This window comes from Serratia marcescens (assembly GCF_006715005.1).
Taxonomy (GTDB): Bacteria; Pseudomonadota; Gammaproteobacteria; order Enterobacterales; family Enterobacteriaceae; genus Serratia; species Serratia montpellierensis.
Genome location: NZ_VFMJ01000001.1, coordinates 1,670,884 through 1,688,497, shown reverse-complemented (window position 1 = coordinate 1,688,497; position 17,614 = coordinate 1,670,884). Strand labels below are relative to the sequence as shown.

14 protein-coding genes are annotated in these 17,614 nt (G+C 61.6%); 7 read left to right on the top strand and 7 right to left on the bottom strand.

All coding sequences use genetic code 11. The features are described 5' to 3' along the window. Window positions 1-813, top strand: a complete 813-nt coding sequence (gene sapF, locus FHU12_RS08055; RefSeq protein WP_004930589.1) for a putrescine export ABC transporter ATP-binding protein SapF — start codon at window positions 1-3, stop codon at window positions 811-813. Between the two features lie 149 nt (window positions 814-962). Here sapF and FHU12_RS27375 read toward each other — a convergent pair whose 3' ends face one another. Further along, window positions 963-1,112, bottom strand: coding sequence for a hypothetical protein (locus FHU12_RS27375; RefSeq protein WP_237730903.1), 150 nt, complete (start codon window positions 1,110-1,112; stop codon window positions 963-965). 125 nt (window positions 1,113-1,237) lie between these two features. Here FHU12_RS27375 and FHU12_RS08045 point away from each other — a divergent pair, with 125 nt between their 5' ends. Then, on the top strand, window positions 1,238-2,422 hold the full coding sequence (locus FHU12_RS08045) for a CMD domain-containing protein (protein ID WP_141968536.1): 1,185 nt from the start codon (window positions 1,238-1,240) through the stop codon (window positions 2,420-2,422). A gap of 43 nt (window positions 2,423-2,465) precedes the next feature. Here FHU12_RS08045 and FHU12_RS08040 read toward each other — a convergent pair whose 3' ends face one another. Next, a complete protein-coding gene (locus FHU12_RS08040; protein WP_141968534.1) occupies window positions 2,466-3,371 on the bottom strand; it encodes a LysR family transcriptional regulator in 906 nt (301 codons plus the stop codon). A gap of 65 nt (window positions 3,372-3,436) precedes the next feature. Next, the gene (gene dacD, locus FHU12_RS08035; RefSeq protein ID WP_141968532.1) at window positions 3,437-4,606 is read right to left on the bottom strand and encodes a serine-type D-Ala-D-Ala carboxypeptidase DacD; all 1,170 of its coding nucleotides are present in this window, start codon (window positions 4,604-4,606) and stop codon (window positions 3,437-3,439) included. Between the two features lie 282 nt (window positions 4,607-4,888). Here dacD and FHU12_RS08030 point away from each other — a divergent pair, with 282 nt between their 5' ends. Then, complete coding sequence (locus FHU12_RS08030) at window positions 4,889-7,195, top strand: FdhF/YdeP family oxidoreductase (RefSeq protein WP_141968530.1); 2,307 nt, start codon at window positions 4,889-4,891, stop codon at window positions 7,193-7,195. A 15-nt stretch (window positions 7,196-7,210) separates the two neighbouring features. Here FHU12_RS08030 and FHU12_RS08025 read toward each other — a convergent pair whose 3' ends face one another. Beyond that, complete coding sequence (locus FHU12_RS08025) at window positions 7,211-8,065, bottom strand: LysR family transcriptional regulator (protein ID WP_141968528.1); 855 nt, start codon at window positions 8,063-8,065, stop codon at window positions 7,211-7,213. Window positions 8,066-8,164: 99 nt separating this feature from the next. Here FHU12_RS08025 and gloA point away from each other — a divergent pair, with 99 nt between their 5' ends. Beyond that, entirely contained in the window at window positions 8,165-8,692 is a 528-nt protein-coding gene (gene gloA / locus FHU12_RS08020) for a lactoylglutathione lyase (protein WP_141968526.1), read from the top strand. Window positions 8,693-8,879: 187 nt separating this feature from the next. After that, a complete protein-coding gene (locus FHU12_RS08015; protein ID WP_141968524.1) occupies window positions 8,880-10,814 on the top strand; it encodes an exoribonuclease II in 1,935 nt (644 codons plus the stop codon). Window positions 10,815-10,889: 75 nt separating this feature from the next. Here FHU12_RS08015 and FHU12_RS08010 read toward each other — a convergent pair whose 3' ends face one another. Both FHU12_RS08010 and FHU12_RS08005 read right to left on the bottom strand, forming a co-directional pair. Then, the gene (locus FHU12_RS08010; RefSeq protein WP_141968522.1) at window positions 10,890-12,200 is read right to left on the bottom strand and encodes an MFS transporter; all 1,311 of its coding nucleotides are present in this window, start codon (window positions 12,198-12,200) and stop codon (window positions 10,890-10,892) included. 30 nt (window positions 12,201-12,230) lie between these two features. Further along, window positions 12,231-13,394, bottom strand: coding sequence for a M20 aminoacylase family protein (locus FHU12_RS08005; protein WP_141968520.1), 1,164 nt, complete (start codon window positions 13,392-13,394; stop codon window positions 12,231-12,233). 385 nt (window positions 13,395-13,779) lie between these two features. On the opposite strand from FHU12_RS08005, the gene FHU12_RS08000 reads away from it, so the two are divergent. Then, the gene (locus FHU12_RS08000; RefSeq protein WP_141968518.1) at window positions 13,780-15,846 is read left to right on the top strand and encodes a carbon starvation CstA family protein; all 2,067 of its coding nucleotides are present in this window, start codon (window positions 13,780-13,782) and stop codon (window positions 15,844-15,846) included. Window positions 15,847-15,899: 53 nt separating this feature from the next. Here the strand turns inward: FHU12_RS08000 and fsa are convergent, their stop codons facing one another. Continuing rightward, complete coding sequence (gene fsa / locus FHU12_RS07995) at window positions 15,900-16,565, bottom strand: fructose-6-phosphate aldolase (RefSeq protein WP_016927538.1); 666 nt, start codon at window positions 16,563-16,565, stop codon at window positions 15,900-15,902. A gap of 149 nt (window positions 16,566-16,714) precedes the next feature. Here fsa and FHU12_RS07990 point away from each other — a divergent pair, with 149 nt between their 5' ends. Next, window positions 16,715-17,614, top strand: a complete 900-nt coding sequence (locus FHU12_RS07990) for a glycyl-radical enzyme activating protein (RefSeq protein WP_141968516.1) — start codon at window positions 16,715-16,717, stop codon at window positions 17,612-17,614.

Sequence of the window (17,614 nt, the reverse complement as noted above, 5' to 3'; positions counted from 1 at the left end):
ATGGAAACGCTGTTGGAAGTGCGCAACCTGAGCAAAACCTACCGCTACCGCACCGGGCTGTTCCGCCGTCAGCACGTCGAGGCGGTGAAGTCCGTCAGCTTTACCCTGCGTGAAGGTCAGACGCTGGCGGTGATCGGCGAGAACGGCTCTGGCAAATCCACGCTGGCGAAAATGCTCTCCGGCATGGTGGAACCGACCGCCGGCGAACTGCTGATCGACGATCACCCGCTGGAATTCGGCGATTATCGCTACCGCAGCCAGCGCATTCGTATGATTTTTCAGGATCCGAGCACCTCGCTCAACCCGCGTCAGCGCATCGGCCAGCTGCTGGATGCGCCGCTGCGGTTGAACACCGATCTGGAGCCCGCCGAGCGCGAGCAGCGTATCAACCAAACGCTGCGCCAGGTCGGCATGCTGCCGGATCACGCTTACTACTATCCGCACATGCTGGCTTCTGGGCAAAAACAGCGCGTCGCGCTGGCCCGTGCGCTGATCCTGCAGCCGAAGGTGATCGTCGCCGATGAGGCGCTGGCCTCGCTGGACATGTCGATGCGCTCGCAAATCATCAACCTGATGCTGGAACTGCAAGAAAAGCACGGCATTTCCTATATCTACGTCACCCAGCACCTCGGCATGATGAAGCATATCAGCGACCAGGTGCTGGTGATGCACGAAGGGGAAATCGTCGAACGCGGCAGCACCGCCGAGGTGTTGGCGGCGCCGCTGCACGAATTGACCAAGCGTCTTATCGCCAGCCACTTCGGCGAGGCGCTGACCGCCGACGCCTGGCGACGCGACGGCGGCCGTTTCTGAGCCCCGTCCTGGCCGGCAACACACCCGCTGCGGCGGGTTTTTTATTGCTGCGCGCCTCGGTCGCTTAGCGAGAAAATGCACATACAAATTACATTCTTGTTATATATCCTTATATTTTATTCCTTTCAGTTATTGATTAGTCCGTAACATTATTTTATCTCGCCAGGGCGATCGGTGAGGATATCCCCTACGTTGCGCTTCTCATACGACAGGATATCGCACTGATGAACAGCATTCGCCATCGCCGCCTCACGCAGTTTCTGCTCACCCTGGCAGCCGGTTTCTCTGTTTACGGCCACGCCCTGTGCTGTGATGAGCTGCGCTAAATCCGCCTTTCGCCCCGCCTGCGGGCATGTTGCCTCTTTGTCCAGCCACCGCTGCCGTACGCAGCGGTGGCTGTTGATCATGATTAAGGATTGACCCTATGGAACGACTCCGTCGACAACATAATGCCCAGTGGTATCACGAAACCCAAAGCAGCGTGCGGGGCGATACGCCGTTGGAGCCGCAGGCGGCTACCCTGCGCGATCGTTTTCTGCTGGGGCTGGGTGCCTTCGCCGATGAAGCGTTAAACAGCGCGCTCGGCGCCCGCGCCGGGGTATTCAACGCCTCACTGGCCGGTTACCACGCCCTGTTTCCCGACCAGGTGTCGCTATCACGATACGTGACATTGTCACCCTACGATCGCCTCAGCACCGCACTGACCGTCGCGCAGGTGACCGGCGTGCAGTCCCTCTGTAGCCACTATGCCGCCCGCCTCGCCCCGCTGCACAGCCCGGACGCCTCCCGGGAAAGCAATATCCGGCTCGCCCAGATCACCCAATATGCCCGCCAGCTTGCCAGCCAACCCACGCTGATTTGCCGCAAGGCGCTGCAACAGCTTGTCGACGTCGGGCTGAGCCCTGCGGATATCGTCACCTTTTCGCAAATCATCGGTTTTGTCAGCTATCAGGCGCGTGTGGTAGCTGGCATCGCGGCGTTAGCCGGCCGACCGGCGGTGGTAGTGCCCGGTTTCCCGAACGTCGAAGACGCCGATGGCGTCGCTTTCAGTGCCGAAGAGTTGAGCTGGACTGCGCGACTGCCGCCAATCGACACGGAAGCCGCCGCCGCCGAACAGCTTGACGTGCTGGATCAGAGCCACCCGCAGGCGCGCGCCGAATCTTATTACCTGCTGTTGGCGCACGATGCCGCCGCCCTGCGCGAGCGCAACGGGGTGTTCAATGGCATCAATGCCGAAGGGTATGGGTTATCGAGCCGCCTGAAGGCGCTGGCGACGCTGGTGGTTTCGCGCATCAACGGCAGCCGTTACTGCGCGACCACGGTGGCGCATGAATTGCAGGATGACGGATTGGTACAGACGCTGTTCACCGGGCTGACTCAGGGATTGGCCTCTACCGAGGATACGGTCAAACGCGCGGTAATCCACACTGCCGCCGAGCTGACGCGCGCACCGGAAAAATTCACCTCACAGAGCGTGCAGCCATTGTTCAACAGCGGCCTGAATCAGGCACAGGCGCTGGAAGTGATCCTCACCGCCGCGCTCTATGCCTGGGAAAATCGCCTGCGCCAAACGCTGGGCGATGCCGAACCTTTCATCGCCGCCGACTGAAGACCGCTACGCGGCCTTATTAGCGGCCGCATTACGTCGCGTTTTAGACATTCTGCTGACGCAGCCACTCGCTGGCGGCGTCGAAGAATTTTTGCGCCAACGGCGTGGCGCGCTCCGCCATATCGACCACCACCGCCGCATGACGCGGCATGGCGCCGATGGCCACCGGGCGCCGCTGCAACGCCGGCATCAGCGGGGATTGCAGCTGGCCGCGCGGGAATAACCCGCAGCCCAGGCCGACGAAAATCCCTTCCAGCAGTTGGAAGATCGACGCGGTCTCAAGCCGTGTGTGCAGCGTCAACCCGGCGTCGCGGAAGTGTTGATCGAGATAACGACGGAAATAACGCGTCGGCTCGGCCAGACACAGCGGCAAGGCGGCCACCGCTTCCAGCGGCATCGGCGTATCGCCCACCAGCTTCGGGAAATGCTGCGGATGAAACACCAGCTCGACGCCGGTTTCCACCAGCGGTTGCGATTGGAAATGCAGCTCCTTCAACGTCGACAGCTCGAAAAAGCCGATGCCGATGTCGACGGTATGCGCCGTCAGCGCCTCCAGCAGCTGATCGGCGCTCAGCACCGCCAGCCGGTAATCGAGATGCGGGTAACGCTCGCTGACCGCCTTGAGCATTTCCGATACCGAGATACTGCACTGCGGCACCACGCCAAGACGCAACGTGCCGTGCAAGCCGTGTTTGAGCGACTCCACCTCCAGCTTCAGCCCCTGGTAAACCGAGACGATCTCACGCGCCCACGCCAACACCCGCTCGCCTTCGGCGGTAAAACCCCCGAAATGGTTGCCGCGGTTAATCAGCGAAACGCCCAGCTCTTTTTCCAGGTTTTTCAATCGCATGGACAGCGTTGGCTGGCTAACGAAGCTGGCCTCCGCCGCCCGGCCGAAGTGGCGTTCCCGTTCTAAATTACACAAATAAATCAGTTGTTTAATATCCATAGCGCGGCTCAATGATCGGCATTCGCGCTCAGTATACCACCGGGCGCCGCCGCCCGCCCGGTGAGTCAGAGTTTGAGCTTCACGTAATCCATCAGGCGCGAGAATGCGCCGCCCTGCGGCACCGCCTGCAGCGCCACCAGCGGCAGGGTTTTCACCACCTGGCCATTGTCGCTGATGCGGATCTCACCAACGGTTTGTCCTTTATTCACCGGCGCTTCCAGCCGCGCGACGTTGAGTACATACTGCGCCTTCAGCTTGTCCGCTTCGTTTTTCGGCAGGCTGAGCGATTGCTCTTGCGCGCTGCCGACCGATAACCGGTGATTCTCGCCGTACCAGACTGGCTCTTCCCCCAGGCTTTGGCCGGCGCTGAACAAGTGTACGGTAGTAAAGTCGCGCAGCCCCCAAGTCAACAGCTTACGCGCCTGCTCCTCACGCCCTTTCGAGCTTTTGCCCCCCATCACCACGGCGATCAGGCGGCGATCCCCTTCGGTGGCGGAGGCAATGATGTTGAAGCCGGCCGAGGCGGTGTGCCCGGTTTTCAACCCATCAACGTGCAGCGTCTTATCCCACAGCAGGCCATTGCGATTCTGCTGCGTGATGCCATTCCAGGTCAGAGACTTCTCGCTGTACATATGGTATTCCGCCGGTTCACTCATGATGATGGCACGGGCAATCACCGCCAGATCGCCGGCGGTGGTGAACTGCCCCGGCGCATCCAGCCCGTGTACCGTTTCGAAATGGGTGTTCTGCAGGCCCAGCTGAGCGCTCTTCTCGTTCATCAGCTTGACGAAGTTGGCCTGGCTGCCCGCCACATAGTCCGCCATCGCCACGCAGGCGTCGTTGCCGGAATCGATGATGATACCGCGGCTGAGATCGCGTACCGTGACCCTGTCACCTGGCTTCAGGAACATCAACGAAGATCCTTTGAACACCGGGTTGCCCTGCGCCCAGGCGTCTTTCCCCACGGTGACGACATCGTCGAGGCCTATCTTGTGCTGATCGAGCGCGTGGTCGATCACCAACCCGGTCATGAGTTTGGTCAGGCTGGCCGGGTTGCGCCGTTCGTCGGCATTACCGGCAGCCAACACCTGGCCGGTGGTGTAATCCATCAAAACGTAAGAGGCGGCGTCTATCGCCGGTGGGGTCATGGTGGGAAAATTGGGCGTCGTTTCCGCCGCCTGCGCCGCTAAAGGCAGTAATATACCGCCGATCACCACTGATACTGAACGCTTCACGCTGTGTTCCTCAGGCCCGCAGGCTGAATAAAATGCCAATATAATCCGCGAGATAGACTGCATGAATTCACTTTCAGACGAAACCATTACTCTTTTGCAGCGGGTGTCTTTATGCAACCATTTGTTTACGGCACTGCCCGCCGGCGATAGATGCGCTCTATGCCGCCATTGCCTCATTCGATTAGACGCCGTCCCGCAGCGCCCCTAAACTTGTGACATAAATACGCAAGACGCATAAAAAAGCGTTTACTTTTTAGCTACAACCACCTGCGAAGTGTCACCATGAAATTCAAACCGTCAATCAAGCCTTATACCGGCCCGGCGGGCGGCTGGGGTTCGCTTGAAGCCACCACCCGCTTTGTCCTCGACAGCAAACAAACGCTAAAAAACATGCGCAACCTGATGCGCGTCAACAAGGCACGCGGCTTCGACTGCCCCGGTTGCGCCTGGGGCGACGACAACCACAGCACCTTCAGCTTCTGCGAAAACGGCGCCAAAGCGGTCAGTTGGGAAGCGACGCGCAGCGCCGTCGAGCCTGAGTTCTTCGCCGCCCACAGCGTCAGCACCCTGCAGCAGCAGAGCGACTATTTCCTCGAGTATCAGGGTCGCCTGACCCATCCGATGCGCTATAACGCCGAAACCGACCACTATGAGCCTATCCATTGGCCGGACGCGCTGGCGCTGATCGCCAAACACATCAACGGCATGGACAACCCGAGCCAGATCGAGCTGTATACCTCGGGCCGCGCCAGCAACGAAGCGTCGTACCTTTATCAGCTGTTCGGCCGCATGCTCGGCACCAGCAATTTCCCCGACTGCTCCAACATGTGTCACGAAGCGAGCGGCGTCGGGCTGAAGCAGAGCATCGGCGTTGGCAAAGGCACCATCCGCATCGATGACTTCGAAAAGGCCGACGCCATCTTCGTGTTTGGCCAAAACCCCGGCACCAACCACCCGCGCATGCTGCACAGCCTGAAAAACGCCGCCCGACGCGGCGCGCGCATCGTCAGTTTCAACACCCTGCGCGAACGTGGGCTGGAAAGGTTCGCCGATCCGCAGGATCCGGTACAGATGCTGACGCCAAAATCCTCACCGATCAGCTCTTCCTATTACCAACCGAATCTGGGCGGCGATATGGCAGCGGTGCGCGGCATGGTGAAAGCACTGCTGGAAACCCATCGCCAGCGTCTGGCCGCCGGTGAACCCGCCCTGTTCGACCTGGCATTTATTGAACAGCACAGCGTGGGCGTGGAGGCTTATCTGGCGCAGGTGGACGCGACCGAGTGGCAGACCATTACCGCGCAGTCGGGCCTGAGCGAAGCGCAATTGCGCCAGGCGGCGGCCACCTACCAGGGCGCCGAGCGGGTGATCTGCACCTGGGCGATGGGCGTGACGCAGCATAAACACTCCATTGCGACGGTGCGTGAAATCACCAACCTGCAGCTGCTGTTCGGGCAACTGGGCAAACCCGGCGCCGGCCTGTGTCCGGTGCGCGGCCACAGCAACGTCCAGGGTAACCGCACCATGGGGATCGATGAGAAGTCGCCGAAGGCGCTGCTCGACAGCCTGGAACGTCACTTTAACTTCACCGCCAATCGCGCGCTGGGCCACAACACGGTGGAAGCGATTGAGGCGATGCTGCGCGGCGAAGTGAAAGTGCTGATCGCACTGGGCGGCAACCTGGCCGCCGCGGCGCCGGACACCGAGCGCACCGCCCGCGCCCTGCGCAACTGCGATTTGACGGTGCATATCAGCACCAAACTTAACCGCAGCCATCTGGTGACCGGCAAAGACGCGCTGATCCTGCCGACGCTCGGCCGCACCGAACTGGACATGCAGGCCAGCGGCTCGCAGTACATCACGGTCGAGGATTCATTCAGCATGGTGCACGCCTCGGAAGGCATCGGCAAACCGCTGGCGGAGACCCAACGTTCGGAAACGGCGATCGTCTGCGGCATCGCCGACGCGGTGCTGGGCACGCAACAGCTGGACTGGCTGGAACTGGCCGACGACTATTCGCTGATCCGCGATCATATCGCCGCCACCATTCCCGGCTTCGAGGATTTCAACCGGCGCTGCGACCAGCCCGGCGGTTTCTACCTCGGTAATGCCGCCGCCGAACTGCGCTTCGCCACGCCGAGCGGCAAGGCGGAATTCAGCGCCGCCGCGCTGCCGACCACCCTGTTCCCGCAGCTGGGCGGCGAGCAAGCGCCGTTTACCCTGCAGACGCTGCGCTCGCACGATCAGTACAACACCACCATCTATGGTCTGGATGACCGCTATCGCGGCGTTTACGGCCAACGCGAAGTGCTGTTCATCCATCCGGAGGATCTGGCGGCGTTGGGCCTGCAGGATGGCGAACGGGTAGAGATTGAAACCCTGTGGAACGATGGCGTGGTGCGTAAAGTGGACGGGTTCAAGCTGGTGAGTTACGACATTCCGCGTGGCAACCTGGCGGCCTACTACCCGGAAACTAACCCGCTGGTGCCGCTGGCCAGCTTCGGCGACGGCACCGGTACCCCGACCTCGAAGTCGATTCCGGTGGCGATCCGCCGCAGCGAGCAGCAACCTTCGCTGCGCATCGCCTGAAAATGCGCGCCCGGTTCACGCCGGGCGCGCCAATATTTCCAGGACAGTCTGCAATTCGTCGGACAGCTGATGCCGTCGCCAGACGAAGTACAGATCGCTCCCCCCCTCCTCGCCCATTTCCACCACCTTCAGCCCTGGCGCCGGCAAGATCAGCGGCAGCAACGAGCCGGGGACGCAGGCAACGCCGCAACCGGCCTGCACGCAGGCCGCCATCGCGGCATAAGACTCCATTTCCAGCGTCATGCGCGGTTTCAGCCCGCGCGAGGCCAGCCAGTGATCCACCTTCAGGCGAAACGAACATTCGCGGCTGAACGTGTAAAACTCCAGCGGCGCCAGCGTGGCGGCGTCGGGTTCCCCGGCATCGGCCGGCATCAGCAATACCAGCCGTTCATCGAATGCCTTTTGGCTGGCCAATAACGGATGCTCAATCGGGCCGTCGGTGATCGCCAGGTCGAGATCGCTGTCGATCAGCATGCGTTCCAGCACCAGCGAGTCGCGGCTCAGCACGTTGATGTGCAGATGAGGCTGTAAACGGCGCAGCCGCGCAATACGCGCCGGTAAATGGCTGACCAGCGAGAAATCCAGCGCCCCGAGGTTCAGCAGCCCATGCTGATGCTCGCCGGCGAACAGCTGCTTGCTGCGCTCCGCCTGCGCCACGATGTCGCGCGCCTGCTGATAGAACAGCCGCCCTTTGGGATTGACGTACAGCCGGTTCTTGTCGCGGAAAAACAGCTCGCCGCCCAGCGACTCCTCCAGCTCGCGCAGCCGCAGCGTGACGTTGGAAGGCACGCAGTGCAACTCGCGCGCGGCGGCGGCGATGGTTTTGCGCTCCACCACGGTGCAGAAAAACTTCAGCTGGCTCAGCTTCATCTATCATTCACTTTTAGTTAGTGTTTTAGTTAAAAACAATCACTTTAGATTAGCATTGATTTCACCTACAGTCTGCCGACACCCTGAGGAGGATCTCTGATGCCACTGAATGACCTACTGACGCTGCCCGGCGTGGCGGCCCAACCGGACGCGGTAACCGACGGTTACGTGTTCAACCACACCATGATCCGCGTGAAGGATCTGACCACCGCGCTGGATTTTTACACCCGCGTGTTGGGTTTTACCCCGGTCTATCTGGAAACGTTCGAAGAAGCCGCCTTCACCATCTGCTACCTGACGCGCAGCCCGCGCGAACAGATCCCGCAGGACGACGACGAGCGCAAACGCTGGGCGCTGAGCCAGCCGGGCATTCTCGAACTGACCCATAACCACGGCACCGAAAATCAGGCGGATTTTCACTACCACAACGGCAACGGCGAGCCGCGCGGCTTTGGCCACCTGTGCGTCACGGTGCCGGACGTGCGCGCCGCCTGCGAGCGTTTTGAGCGCCTGGGCGTTACCTTCCAGAAACGCCTGCACGAAGGCCGCATGAACTACGTGGCGTTCATCCGCGATCCGGACGATTACTGGATTGAAATCCTGCAGCCGACGCCGCTGCAGGACTGATCGCCCCCCGCCCTTCACCCCGGCCTTCGCGCCGGGGTTTTCCATCGATAGCACTTCGATTGACCATTCTTGCGCAAAATCGCGTGGCAACGCGGGGTTCCGTGACGTTAGGCTTGCTCGCAGCGGGTGATTCGCGTAAAACTGTCAGCCGCAAATCTTGCCACTCACAACCCATTCACTGGACGATATGTTTCAAGATAACCCGCTGCTGGCGCAGCTTAAACAGCAACTTCACTCTCAGACCCCGCGCGTTGAAGGCGTCGTGAAAGGGACTGAGAAAGGCTTTGGCTTTCTTGAAGTAGACGGTCAAAAAAGTTACTTCATTCCGCCGCCGTACATGAAGAAAGTCATGCACGGGGATCGCATTATCGCCACCCTGCACACCGAGAAAGAGCGCGAAATCGCCGAGCCAGAAACCCTGGTCGAGCCGTTCCTGTCGCGTTTTGTCGGCCGCGTGCAAAAGCGCGACGATCGTTTGTCCATCGTGCCCGATCATCCGTTGCTGAAAGATGCGATTCCGTGCCGCCCGGTGCGTGAATTGACCCACAACTTCCAGGCCGGCGACTGGGCAGTCGCGGAAATGCGCCGTCACCCGCTGAAAGGCGATCGCGGCTTCAACGCCGATCTGACCCACTTTATCACCGAAGGCGAAGACCATTTCGCTCCGTGGTGGGTGACGCTGGCGCGTCACAACCTGGAGAAAGAAGCGCCGGAGATGCAGGCGCTCAGCGAACCGGCCGCTGCGCTGGTGCGTGAAGACCTGACCGCGCTTGAATTCGTCACCATCGACAGCGCCAGCACCGAAGACATGGATGATGCGCTGTATGTGACCGACAACGGTGACGGTTCGCTGCAGTTGACCATCGCCATTGCCGATCCGACTGCCTACGTCGAACAAGGCAGCAAGCTGGACGATATCGCCCGCGTGCGCGCCTTCACCAACTACCTGCCGGGCTTCAACATCCCGATGCTGCCGCGCGATCTGTCGGACAACTTGTGCTCGCTGCGCCCGAACGAGCGCCGCCAGGTGCTGGCTTGCCGCGTGACCATCGCCGCCGACGGCGCGCTGGGCGACGATATTCAGTTCTTCGCCGCCGAGATCGAATCCAAAGCCAAACTGGTGTACGACGAAGTCTCCGACTGGCTGGACGGCATTGCCGGCTGGCAACCGCCGAGCGACGCCATCGCGCAACAAATTACCCTGCTGAAGCGTGTTTGCGACGCGCGCAACGCCTGGCGCCACCAGCATGCGCTGGTGTTCAAAGATCGCCCGGACTACCGCTTCGTGCTGGGTGAAAAAGGCGACGTGCTGGAGATCGTTACCGAACAACGCCGCAGCGCCAACCGCATCGTTGAAGAGTGCATGATCGCCGCCAACGTCTGCGCCGCCATCGTGCTGCGCGATCGCCTGGGCTTCGGCGTGTACAACGTGCACACCGGTTTCGATCCTGCTCTGGTCGAGCAAGCGGTCACCGTATTGCAGGCCAACGGCGTGGAAGCCGAAGCCGAGAAGCTGCTGACCCTCGACGGTTTCTGCGAACTGCGCCGCCACCTGGACGCGCAGCCGACCCAGTTCCTCGACAGCCGCATCCGCCGCTTCCAGACCTTCGCCGAGATCAGCACCACGCCGGGGCCACACTTCGGTCTGGGTCTGGAGGCTTACGCCACCTGGACATCGCCGATCCGTAAATACGGCGATATGGTCAACCATCGTCTGCTGAAGGCGATCATCAACCAGCAGCCTGCAGAAAAACCGCAGGATGACGTCACGGTGCAGCTGGCGGAACGCCGCCGCCTGAACCGCATGGCGGAGCGCGACGTCGGCGACTGGCTGTACGCCCGCTTCCTGAAGGACAAGGCCGGTACCGATACCCGCTTCAACGCCGAGATCATCGACGTCACCCGCGGCGGCCTGCGTGTGCGCCTGCTGGACAACGGCGCGGTTGCCTTCATTCCGGCACCGTTCATTCACACGGTGCGTGACGAGATGCAGTGCAGCCAAGAAACCGGCACCGTGCAGATTAAAGGCGAAGTGGTTTACCGCCAGAGCGATACCTTGCAGGTCACCATTGCCGAAGTGCGCATGGAAACCCGCAGCGTGATCGCCCGTCCGGCGGCCTGAACGCCAACCTGAAACGGTCGCAACGCAAAGCGCCGACGGTGAAAACCGCCGGCGTTTTTTTTCGGCTGGCGCTCGCTAGCGCAGCGGCTCGCCGCCGGTTTCACGCAGCAGCGGCAGCACCGCCAACGAAGCCAGCGTCGCCAGCATCAGATAGACGGCGGGCGCCAGCAGCGAACCGCTCAGCGCGATCGACTGCGAAGCGATGTACTGGGCGAAGCCGCCGAAGATCGCCACCCCGAGGCTGTAGACCAAGGCGAACCCCAGTGCCCGAATGCGCTGCGGGAACAGCTCCGAAATCATCAGCATGGTCGGCACCGACCCGAGCGTGGTCAACCCGACCAGCACCGCGACGATCAGCAGCAGCACCGCAGGATGCGGCACCGCGCTCAGCCACCAAAACGCCGGCAGGGCCACGATCAGAATCGCGATCCGCGAGCCACGGATCAGCGGCAGACGGCCGTAACGATCGCACCAGTGCCCGACCAGCAGACTGCCGCCGAAGGTGACGAGCCCCGCCAGCAGCATCGCGGCATAGCCGTAGGCCTGCGCCATCCCCAGGTATTTCACCGCGTAGGTGCCGAGATAATACATCGAGATGTAAGTGGCGACGGTGGCGCCAATGGTCAGCATCACGCCGAGCACCACCGCCCGCGAGTGTTTGCGCAACTGCACAGGCGGCTCGTGAGCCCGCGCCACCGACGGCCGATCGCTTTCCAGCCCGAGACGCAGCCAGCAACCGAGCGGTGCCAGCGCTACGCCGATAAAGAAAGGAATGCGCCATCCCCACTCGGCCATGGCGTTCGGCTCGCCGGAAAGCACCGGCAAGGCCGCGCTGAGCGCCAGCGCGGTGACGCCGCCAACCACGGTGGCGATGCCCTGCGTCGCCAGCGACCAGCTGGAATAGTAGCCGCGCCGGTTGGGCGGCGCCGACTCTACCAGCAACGACATCGACGCCCCCACCTCGCCGCCCGCCGCTACGCCCTGGATCAGGCGCGCCGCCACCAGCGTGACGGTTCCCCAATAGCCGGCGCTGGCGTAGGTCGGCGCAAAGCCGATCATCGCCGTGCCCAGGCTCATCAAGGAAATCGTCAGGATCATCGCCGGCTTGCGGCCATGGCGATCGGCATAGGCGCCAATCAGAATGCCGCCCAGCGGCCGCATGAAGAAGCTGACGCCGAACGTGGCAAACGCCAACAGCAACGCCAGATGCGGATCGCTGGATGGCGGAAAGAACAATACGCTGATATAAATAACGAAGAAGTTATAAATACCGAAATCGAAAAACTCCAGCGCATTGCCGAAGGAGGCGGCGAATATGACCTTTTTGCCACCGACCTTCGGGGCCGATATTATTTCCGCTTGGGTTTCAGCCGTATTTTCACTCATCATGACCTTCCCTGTTATTATTTTTCGCGTTTATTTTAAATACGCTTCCGCCAACGCTCCCCAATACTGGCTGCCGGCCGCCAGGCAGCCGTCGTTAAAGTCATATCCCGGGTTATGCACCATGCAGCTGCCATCGCCATCGCCGTTGCCTACGATCAGGTAGCAGCCCTGCGGATGCGCATCGAGCATGAAGGCGAAATCTTCGCTGCCCATCAGCGGCCGGGCACCGTAGTGCGCGCGGGCGGCGCCGAACTGCTGCTCCGCCACACGGTGGGCGAAACGGGTCATCGCTACGTCGTTGACCAACACCGGGGTGCCGTTAACATGTTCCACCACCGCATGCGCGCCGAAGCTTGCCGCCTGCGCTTCGATCAGCGCCGGAATGCGTGCCAGCAAGGTGGCACGCGCCTGGCGATCCAGCGAGCGCACGCTGAGCTTCATCTCCGCGCTGTTCGGGATCACGTTGGCCGCCTCACCGGCCTTGATGCTGCCGACGGTGATCACCGCCGCCTCCAGCGGATCGATATTGCGCGAAACGATGCTCTGCAGCGCGACGGTGATATGCGAGGCCACCAGCACCGGATCGACCGTCAGCTGCGGGATGGCGCCGTGGCCGCCACGCCCCTGCACCCGCACGTTGAACTGATCCATCGAGGCCATAAACGGGCCGTGCTGGAAGAAGAATTCGCCGAGCGGCATCCCCGGCATGTTGTGCATGGCGAAGATGGCGTCGCAAGGAAAGCGCTCGAACAGCCCCTGTTCCACCATGCGCGCACCGCCGTTCAACATCTCTTCCGCCGGTTGGAAAATCAGGTGCAGCGTGCCGTTGAAATTGCGCGTTTGCGCCAGGTAACGGGCGGCACCGAGCAGCATGGTGGTGTGGCCGTCATGGCCACAGGCGTGCATGCGGTTGGCCACGCTGCTGCGCCAGGGCTTGCCGTTGTTCTCCTCGATCGGCAAAGCGTCCATATCGGCACGCAATCCTAGGCGTTTAACGCCGTCGCCCACCCGCAGCGTGCCCACCACGCCGGTGCCCGCCAATCCGCGGTGCACCTCATAGCCCCACGAATTCAGATAATCCGCCACCAGATCGCTGGTGCGAAACTCTTCGAAACCCAGTTCAGGGTGTTGATGTATATCGTGCCGAATGGCCGTGAGCTGCGGTAAATACCCTTCGATGATTTTATTTATCATAATTAAATTCCTTTCGTGACTTTATTATTTATTTTATGAATGATTAAACCTGCGGATTGAAATAAAGGTATAACACGGCATGAATGATTTTATTTCGGCACGCCTCGACAGATAAAATAATAAGTTGCCAGACACCGTGCCCGGATAAAAAACGACGATGATTCGCTGTACGCGCCGTGAAAATGCAGAATGAATAACTGCTGAGGATTGCGTGAGCGACAGCCTGCGCCAACGCGGTTTCATCACGTTGTTTTTACACTAAAACCCCACCTGCTTCACATTTCTCATCCGACCTGCCGCGGTTAGGCGGCAAAACCTCTACTGTTAAAACGTCATTCCTAATAACAACGTCGATTTTTACCTCTGCACGCCAAGGAGTTGTTTCATGAAAAACATCAGGTCAGGACTTATCTGGCTGCTGGTGGCGTTGGCCGGCGCTTTCGCCTTCGCCATGCTGGCGCTCAGCCGCGGCGAACACGTCAACGCCGTCTGGCTGGTGGTCGCCGCCGTCGCCTGCTACAGCATCGCCTACCGCTTCTACAGCCGGTTCATTGCCGACAAGGTCTTTGAACTGGACGACCGCCGTCTGACCCCGGCAGAGCGCCACAACGACGGCCTGGACTACGTGCCCACCAACAAATGGGTGCTGTTCGGCCACCACTTCGCCGCCATCGCCGGCGCCGGGCCGCTGGTGGGGCCGATCCTGGCCGCGCAGATGGGCTTCCTGCCGGGAACCATCTGGATCCTGGTTGGCGTTATGCTGGCCGGTGCGGTGCAGGACTTCCTGGTATTGTTCATCTCCACGCGCCGCGACGGACGTTCGCTGGGGGAAATGGCCAAGCAAGAGCTGGGGGCATTCGCCGGGGTGATCACCATGCTCGGCGCGCTGGGGGTGATGATCATCATCCTGTCGGCGCTGGCACTGGTGGTGGTAAAAGCGCTGGCCGACAGCCCGTGGGGGCTGTTCACCATCGCCGCCACCATCCCGATCGCCCTGTTCATGGGCATCTATATGCGCTTTATCCGGCCGGGCAAGATCGCTGAAATCTCGGTGATCGGCTTCGTGCTGATGCTGCTGGCGATCATTTACGGCGGCAATGTGGCGCAAGACCCCTACTGGGGGCCGTTCTTCACGCTGCACGGCACCACCCTGACCTGGGTGCTGGTGATCTACGGCTTCGTTGCCTCGGTGCTGCCGGTGTGGCTGCTGCTGGCGCCGCGCGACTATCTTTCCACCTTTATGAAAATCGGCGTCATCATCGGGCTGGCCATCGGCATCGTCTTCGCCATGCCGGAGATGAAAATGCCGGCGGTCTCGCGCTTCATCGACGGCAGCGGCCCGGTGTTTGCAGGCGCCCTGTTCCCGTTCCTGTTCATCACCATCGCCTGCGGCGCCATTTCCGGCTTCCACGCGCTGGTCTCCAGCGGCACCACGCCCAAGCTGGTAGAACGCGAAAGCCACATCCGCTTTATCGGTTACGGCGCCATGCTGATGGAGTCGTTCGTCGCCATCATGGCGCTGATCTGCGCCTCGGTGCTGGATCCGGGCGTTTACTTCGCCATGAACTCGCCGGCGGCACTGATCGGCACCACGGTGGAAAATGCTTCGCAGGTCATCAACAGCTGGGGCTTTATCGTCACACCGGAAACGCTGGCGCTGATCGCCAAAGAGGTGGGCGAGAACTCCATCCTGTCGCGCGCCGGTGGCGCCCCGACCTTCGCCGTGGGCATGGCGCACATCATCAGCGAGGTGTTCAACAGCCGGGCGATGATGGCCTTCTGGTACCACTTCGCCATTCTGTTCGAAGCGCTGTTCATCCTGACCGCCGTCGACGCCGGTACCCGCGCCTGCCGCTTTATGGTGCAGGATCTGGTGGGCGTGGCGGTGCCACAGCTGGCCAACAACCGTTCCTGGTTCGGCAACCTCGCCGGCACCACGGTGGCGGTGGCCGGCTGGGGCTTCTTCGTGTATCAAGGCGTGGTCGATCCGCTCGGCGGCATCAATACCCTGTGGCCGCTGTTCGGCATCGGCAACCAGATGCTGGCGTCGATGGCGCTGATCCTCGGCACCGTGGTGCTGTTCAAGATGAAAAAACAGCGTTACGCCTGGGTTACCATCCTGCCGACCGCCTGGCTGTTCGTGACCTCCATGACCGCCGGCTGGCAGAAGATCTTCCACGAGAAACCGAGCATCGGTTTCCTGGCGCAGGCGAAGAAATTCTCCACCGGCATCGAGCAAGGCACGATCATTGCGCCGGCCAAATCGCTCAAAGACATGGAAACCATCGTTTTCAGCAACCAAATCAACGCCGCGCTGTGCGGGTTCTTTATGCTGGTGGCGGTAACCATGCTGATTGCCGCCTTCTTCGCGATCCGCCGGGCGCTGCGTGCCGAACACCCGACGGCGCACGAGGTAAGCGCCGCGCTGCGAGAGGAGACCGGCCGCGGCTAAGCGTTTCGGTCATCCAGCAAGGGCGCCGCGGCGCCCTTTTTACTGCTCAGGTTTTAACCCAGCAACGTGGAGCCGAACGCCCCCTGCCAATCCTGCTCGAACTTCTCGACCGCGGCCTGCACCGCCGGCGCGCTGAGGAACTGCTCCGCCACATCCACCGGCAGCGTGATAGCCTGGCAGCCCGCCAGCAGGCATTCCAGCGCCTGGCGCGGCGTTTTGAAGCTGGCGGCCAGCACCTGCGCCGACGGTGCGTGCAGGCTCAGCAGCTGCTGCAGCTCGTGCACCATTTCGATACCGTCACCGCCCTGCGCGTCTACCCGATTGACGTAAGGCGCTACATATTCCGCCCCGGCCAAGGCCGCCAGCAGCCCCTGCCCGGCGCCGTATACCGCCGTGCCCAGCGTCGGGATGGACATCGTTTTAAGCTTCTTGATCGCCGCCAATCCCTCAGCGGTTGCCGGGATCTTCACCACCAGCCCCGGTACCCGCTGGCTGAGCAGCGCCGCCTCCGCCACCATGCGCTCGGCATCGGCCGCCATCACCTGCGCAAACAGCTTGCCGGTGCCGCCAAGGGCGTCGCGCAGTGCAGGCAGCACTTCCCAGATCGGCTTGCCTTCCTTCGCCACGATGCTCGGGTTGGTGGTGACGCCGTGCAGCGGCAGAATGCGCGCCAGGCGTTTTACCGCAGTCACATCGGCGGTATCGAGATAAAGCTCCATCACGGACTCCTGTGTCATGTTCTGTGGGCGGATTCAAACTCTGATCATCATAGGGCAAAAACCCCGCCCACTTTTGATCAAAATCAATTCAACTTTCATTCGAAAGATCTTTAATGGCGAAAGATTCAGCAACGCCAAACGGGTGACTCATGTTCTTCAATCTGCAGCGCTACTCGACCCATGATGGCCCCGGCATCCGCAGCGTGGTCTTTTTAAAAGGGTGCCCGCTGAGCTGCCGCTGGTGTCAGAACCCGGAAAGCCGCTCGCGCCACGCGGATCTGCTGTTTGACGAGCGCCTGTGTCTGAGCGGCTGTACGCTGTGCACCGAGCGCTGCCCACAAGGCCTGCTACGTGACGAGGGCGCACTGACGCTGCGGCGCGACGTCATCAGCGCAGACGACTACGCGGCGCTGGCCGCCGCCTGCCCGACCGGCGCGCTCACCCTGTGCGGCAGCGTGGTCAACCCCGACGATATCATGGCCGAGGTGATGCGGGATAAGCCTTTCTACCTGCGCAGCGGCGGCGGTTTAACGCTGTCCGGCGGCGAGCCCTTTATACAGCCGGAAGTCGCGGCGGAGCTGCTGCGGCGCGGCCGCGAAGCCGGCATCCACACCGCCGTCGAATCCTGTCTGCACGTGCCGTGGCATTACATCGCCCCTTCGTTGCCCTGGCTGGATCTGCTGTTGGCCGATCTCAAACACACCGATGAAGCGCGTTTCAAAACCTGGACCGGCGGCTCGGCCCGCCGGGTGATGAACAATTTTCGCCGGCTGGCGGCGCACGGCGTGCCAATGACCGTGCGCGTGCCGCTGATCCCCGATTTCAATGCCGATCGCCACTCTGTCCGCGCGATTGTCGACTTCGCCGCCGACGAGATCGGCGTATCGGAGATCCATTTTCTGCCGTACCACACGCTGGGCATCAACAAGTATCACCTGCTCGGCGAGCCCTACCGCGCCGCCCGCACGCCGCTGGACGCGCCCGATCTGCTGGCCTTCGCCGAAGCGTACGCCGGCGCCAAAGGCCTGACCGCCATTTTGCGAGGATAA

Coding starts and splice junctions, on each gene's coding strand:
- sapF (WP_004930589.1), top strand. CDS start 1: ATGGAAACGCTGTTGGAAGTGCGCAACCTGAGCAAAACCTACCGCTAC.
- FHU12_RS08025 (WP_141968528.1), bottom strand. CDS start 8,065: ATGAAGCTGAGCCAGCTGAAGTTTTTCTGCACCGTGGTGGAGCGCAAA.
- FHU12_RS08045 (WP_141968536.1), top strand. CDS start 1,238: ATGGAACGACTCCGTCGACAACATAATGCCCAGTGGTATCACGAAACC.
- FHU12_RS08015 (WP_141968524.1), top strand. CDS start 8,880: ATGTTTCAAGATAACCCGCTGCTGGCGCAGCTTAAACAGCAACTTCAC.
- FHU12_RS08030 (WP_141968530.1), top strand. CDS start 4,889: ATGAAATTCAAACCGTCAATCAAGCCTTATACCGGCCCGGCGGGCGGC.
- FHU12_RS08005 (WP_141968520.1), bottom strand. CDS start 13,394: ATGATAAATAAAATCATCGAAGGGTATTTACCGCAGCTCACGGCCATT.
- FHU12_RS07990 (WP_141968516.1), top strand. CDS start 16,715: ATGTTCTTCAATCTGCAGCGCTACTCGACCCATGATGGCCCCGGCATC.
- FHU12_RS08010 (WP_141968522.1), bottom strand. CDS start 12,200: ATGAGTGAAAATACGGCTGAAACCCAAGCGGAAATAATATCGGCCCCG.
- FHU12_RS08040 (WP_141968534.1), bottom strand. CDS start 3,371: ATGGATATTAAACAACTGATTTATTTGTGTAATTTAGAACGGGAACGC.
- gloA (WP_141968526.1), top strand. CDS start 8,165: ATGCCACTGAATGACCTACTGACGCTGCCCGGCGTGGCGGCCCAACCG.
- FHU12_RS08000 (WP_141968518.1), top strand. CDS start 13,780: ATGAAAAACATCAGGTCAGGACTTATCTGGCTGCTGGTGGCGTTGGCC.
- fsa (WP_016927538.1), bottom strand. CDS start 16,565: ATGGAGCTTTATCTCGATACCGCCGATGTGACTGCGGTAAAACGCCTG.